Consider the following 5,200-nt stretch of genomic DNA (forward strand, 5'->3'; position numbering starts at 1 on the left):
CTCTAAGTACTTGGTAAATAGTTTCATTTTTTGTTACTCAATAGTTGATTTATTTACAGTCCCACCATACGTGAGTTGCCATCGTATCTCCTCTTTTAGTCTTGGACTCTTGTGTCAATGTCGCAACTGCAGCTTCTACGCTTTCTCTATTTTCACGATATTCATCAGTTGGATATGGCATGCGTCGTGCACCTTCCGTGTCATTAACAACTCCTCCACTTGCATTTGCTGCCATTGGCATCAATTTAGGATAACCTGTACGGCGATATTCTGTCCATGATTCCATACCATTTGGGAAGTTTGCAATCCATTTTTGAGTAATAATCTGTTCTAAGCTTTTTTCAAAATCACCTCCAGCCCATGCCACAGTGACATTTGTATTAATAGCTCCAGAGTAGTCATAAGTTTGGCCACTTTGTCCTTTCAACGGATCTTTATATGCTTCTACTTTTCCCGTACTTGCAAGATAATTTTCGACTCCACTGGTAATTCCGTTTTCTTCAAACGACAAACGGATTCCTTCCTCATAGAAGTCTTTAGCTGTTCCTCCCATGTTCCAGTTACGAAGAGCTCCTTCAGCACGCAAGAAAGCGACTTCTGATGCACGGAACACAACAATATTATCACTCGTAGTGACTTTCATACAAGAAGAGCCTTGCGACCAGGAATTATATTGTCCTTGCAGAATACCCCGACGTAAACCTACATAACTTTCTTCTCCAGTATATGCATTTCCCGACACGGTGCCAAAAGTACTTTTATCATAATATGCTTCACGACGAGGATCGCTGTATGCATTCATGTAACAAGTTAAATCCGCTGAAATTCGTGCATCTGACCATAGTACCATAAAACGTTGCCATGGATTATGATCGGCAACTTTACGATAAGCGCCATCAGTTGCAGCAGTCATAACACCTGCTGCTACAGCTTCTTCTGCCAATTGCTGCGATGTTTTTCCATTCACATTAAATCCTGCTACATAGCAAGTACGCATCGCCATTCTTAACTTCAAAGAGTTGGCAAACTTATACCATGCTGATGTATTGCCATTATAAATTCTATCAGCACTTGAGCTGAAGCTTTGATTGGCAAACTTTCCTAATACTGCAATAATATTATCCAAATCTTCTAGCATTTTGGCATAGACAGCTTGCTGAGAATCATAAGGGGATTTGATTGCATTAGCTGCACCTACTTTTGAATAAGGGATGGGACCATATGTATCTGTTACACGTAACATTACGACAATACGATATAACTCGGCCAACGATAAGAAAAGTTCATCATCGCTTTGATTTTTCAAATTGAAGTAATCAGGATAAAACTTTGAATAAAAATCATTGAATGGAATTTTTTTCCAATCGTCTGAAGGATTGTAAGTTGCGTAACGACCAGACCAACCTGTACCCAAATTGGAGTCTGCCACATATCCCGAAAATGCTCCTGCCATCAAACAGTCTACATATTGAGAAAAGTTCTCTTGTTCTGGCATCATCAAATCTTGTAAATTAAGAGCTAATGATCTTACCAAATACCAATCTACTCCCATGTCATTTTGGTCTGGTTCATGAGGATTTTTATTGTAATCTTCAAAGTTTCCTGTACATGCAGTTGCACCGAAAAGAAACATACCAGTGACTATAAACTGTATTATTTTATTTTTCTTCATCTTTTCCGTTTTTAGAATTTAAGTTTCAAATTGAATCCTACACTACGAAGGCTAGGCATCATAAAGTAATCAATTCCCTGATAATAGTTACCTGTAGTGGCTACAGATTCAGGATCGAAAGGAGCCTTGCAATAAATCATCCACAAGTTACGACCTACCAGCGAAAGAGTGATATCCATAATATTTTTCAATTTCTTTCTTGGGATAGTGTAGCTGACAGAAGCTTCTTGCAGACGTAAATTGGTAGCACTATAAGTGTAATATTGAGGAATACCGCTGTCGGCACCAACCACTGTATACCACTTTTGCGCGTCGATCATATCGTTGCCGTTTATCACGACTCCACCATTATCACGAGCTGCTGCTGTAGCTTCGGATACACCATAGGAGTCAAGAACGGCTTGAGTCGCAGAGTAAACGACTCCTCCCAAACGGGCAGTAAGAAGGAAGCCAAGTCCCCAGTTACCATATTGAAAGTCATTGCGCCATGCCATATTAGCTTTTGGAAAAACAGATCCTAAATAAATATCATCAGCTTTGTCATTCACTGCTACATTTCCATCGGCATTTACATAAATCTTATTATTTGAATCTCGAAGCAAGTCAGATTGTGAGTAGAGATCACCTAAAGATCCACCTACTTTTAGAATGAACCGTGCCTTTGATAAACCACCTACATCCATACGGTCTTTTGTTATTTCTTCACCGGTTACAGGGTTTATGTAACCATCAATCAGGCTTAAAATCTTGTTTTTATTGGCACTGAATGTGTAGTTAGAACTCCATGAAAACTTGTTCCATGTATTCTTGTAACCAAGTGAAAGTTCTACACCACGGTTACGTACGTTACCAGTCTGCGCATAGAATGTACTATAGCCTCCTGTTGGAGAAAGCTTTGCATCCATGGTTTGATTGTAAGTCTTGGTATTATAGAATGAAACATCAAAATTGAAATGTTTAAGGAAACGTGCAGTAAGACCTACTTCCCAAGAATCTGTACGTTCCGGTTTCAAATCATACAATGGATATGCAGACTGAGAAGAGTATGCTCCTGTTGAAGTATTCCATGAAAAAGTTGGATAAGCAAGGAAGCGTCCAAATGGTAGACCTACGGATGCCCAAGAAGCACGTAGTTTTAAGTATGAAATACTTTCAGGTAATTTGAAAAGTTCAGACAAAACAACAGAGCCTCCTACTGACGGGTAGAAAAAAGAAGACTGTTTTGAGTTCGGTCCCGCTAATTGACTTGGCCAATCATTACGTCCGGTAAGAGTCAAGTAGTAAGTACTTCTATAACCAACTTCTGCAGATGCAAATATAGATTGTGTTTGTTCACGATAACCAGTTTCTTCACGTTTCCCAGTTTCTTTATCCAATTGAGCAACTGTGAAAAAGTTAGGAAGTCCATTCGCTGCAATTGGTCCACTAACGGCAAGAGCTTCAGAACGATTGTCTGAATAAGATGCTCCGATATTAGCTGTTAAACTCCAATCCTCTCCAAATGTTTTATTTATATTCAACAATAAGTCTGCATATGTTTGCTTGTCACGAGTGTTTGTTACACCATAAAAACCATTTTCACCTTCAGCAATAGTTGCGATGGTAGAGGCATAGTATTTTTGTGTATATGTGTTGTATGAATTATCTAGACGTACACGTCCAGCTACGTTCAACCAACTTAGAATATCGTAACTTAAAGCTGCACTCAACATATAACGATCTTTGTCATTTTCACGCAAGTTACGGTAATTAATCCAGTAAGGATTTTGCAAACGGAACGATCCTCCTCCTTGAGGCCAATATTGCGTATACATATTACGCTCTAAATCATAACGTTCGTACATTTTGTAATCTTCCCAGTCATTTCCACGCGGAAACAGGTAAGCAGAAGACAGCGGGTTTGCATAAATACCTTGATTCACCATATTACGGTCTTTCTGCATAATATATTGAGCACCAACATCCAGTTTCATCTTATCTTCTAGGAAAAGAGTGGTGTTACGGAATGTAAAGTTATAGCGGTCGTATTTGTTATTTGGAATAATACCACGCGAATTAACGGCTGCGGCAGAAAGATATGTCTGATTGTGTTCTGTACCAGTAGAAAGTGTTACAGATTCTGTTCCAATAAGTCCAGTCTGAAAATAATCACTTGCAGGATCGTATCCGCGGTAATTAGCTTCGTTCAGTCTTTTCCCCCAACTAGCATCTGTTCCAGAAGTTCCATAGCGATTCTGAAACTGTGGCATGACGAATGGAGATAACATTTCTGTATTACTAGATACGGTCAAGGCTACACGACCCACTTTTCCTTTTTTTGTTGTGATTACAATAGCACCATTAGATGCATTGCTACCATACAATGCGGCAGCAGCGGCACCAGACAAAACTGACATTGATTCAATGTCATCTGGGTTTATATCAGCTATAGCTTCTGTAGAGCCTTGCGATTGCATCTCTTCAGAACCACCAGAAGCGCTCAGGTTATACATTGGAATACCGTCGATAACATAAAGAGCATTAGACGATTGTTCGATACCCCTGGAACCACGCATAACAACTTTACTTGCACCACCAATACCAGAAGAAGAAGAGTTGATATTTAAACCTGCAACCTTTCCGTTCAGCGAATTAATAAAGTTCGCATCTTTTACGGCTAAAGCTGATTCTGCATCGACCTGTGTGACATTATAACTCAAAGCTTTCTCCGAACGCTTAATACCCAAAGCTGTAACAACCACCTCGTCAATCACTTGGGTGTCATCCATCATCGTAATATTAATGGCTGTCTGTCCTTTCAAAGGAATTTCTTGTGTCTTATATCCGATATAAGAATAAACAATAACTGGGTTATTGCTTTTTGTCATAATTTTGTAGTTACCATCCAAATCGGTAATAGCTCCGTCTGTTGTTCCTTTTACTAAAATACTAACACCAATCAGTGGCTCTCCTTTAGCATCTACAACTTGTCCGGTTATAGTACGTTCTTTCCCGCTTTGTTGTTGTAGTGAATTAGAATTTTCTTTTTCGGATAAATAAATTATATTCTCTTCTATTTTATAAGAGATATCTTTATTTTTCAAAAGTGTGTTTAAAACTTGCTCTAAAGAAGCATCTTTTACTTTTAAAGGTTCAACTGTGACAGTCGATAGCTTGTCATTGTAGAAAAATTGGTACTTTGATTGTGATTGAATTTGTTTAATTACAGTTCCTAAAGTTGTACGGGGAGTTGATAAGGTCAACTGTGCCGCAGCCCATTGTACAGGAACTGCTATCAACAAAAGAATCAATAAAGCTCGAAATAACTTCGACTTTCGAAGCGAATGTTTGCTTTCCATACATTTAATTTAATGGTTATACATTTTATTAAACTCAAAAAGAAGAGTGTCGACTTTCCCTCCCTTTGTTAATAAAACAATGCTAATATAATAAACACTTAGTCCATTTTCTCTTTTTTTTCGAAAAAAGTAAGAAATATCTGATACCCCCTTGAATAACCTATATTTAGAATTTACCAAGTACTTAGAG

Annotated in this window: 2 protein-coding genes; both read right to left on the reverse strand. The window is 38.4% G+C overall.

Annotation, left to right across the window (positions count from 1 at the left end; genetic code table 11):
- Positions 1-49 precede the first annotated feature (49 nt).
- The gene (locus DW173_RS23120; protein WP_117685352.1) at positions 50-1,672 is read right to left on the reverse strand and encodes a SusD/RagB family nutrient-binding outer membrane lipoprotein; all 1,623 of its coding nucleotides are present in this window, start codon (positions 1,670-1,672) and stop codon (positions 50-52) included.
- A gap of 11 nt (positions 1,673-1,683) precedes the next feature.
- Entirely contained in the window at positions 1,684-5,010 is a 3,327-nt protein-coding gene (locus tag DW173_RS23125; RefSeq protein WP_117685350.1) for a TonB-dependent receptor, read from the reverse strand.
- Positions 5,011-5,200: the final 190 nt, after the last annotated feature.

Origin of the sequence: Bacteroides sp. AM16-13, from assembly GCF_003602705.1 — a bacterium.
GTDB lineage: Bacteria > Bacteroidota > Bacteroidia > Bacteroidales > Bacteroidaceae > Bacteroides > Bacteroides xylanisolvens.

Excerpts from the sequence above, each read along its gene's own strand:
- DW173_RS23120 (WP_117685352.1), bottom strand. The coding sequence starts at position 1,672 with ATGAAGAAAAATAAAATAATACAGTTTATAGTCACTGGTATGTTTCTT.
- DW173_RS23125 (WP_117685350.1), bottom strand. The coding sequence starts at position 5,010 with ATGGAAAGCAAACATTCGCTTCGAAAGTCGAAGTTATTTCGAGCTTTA.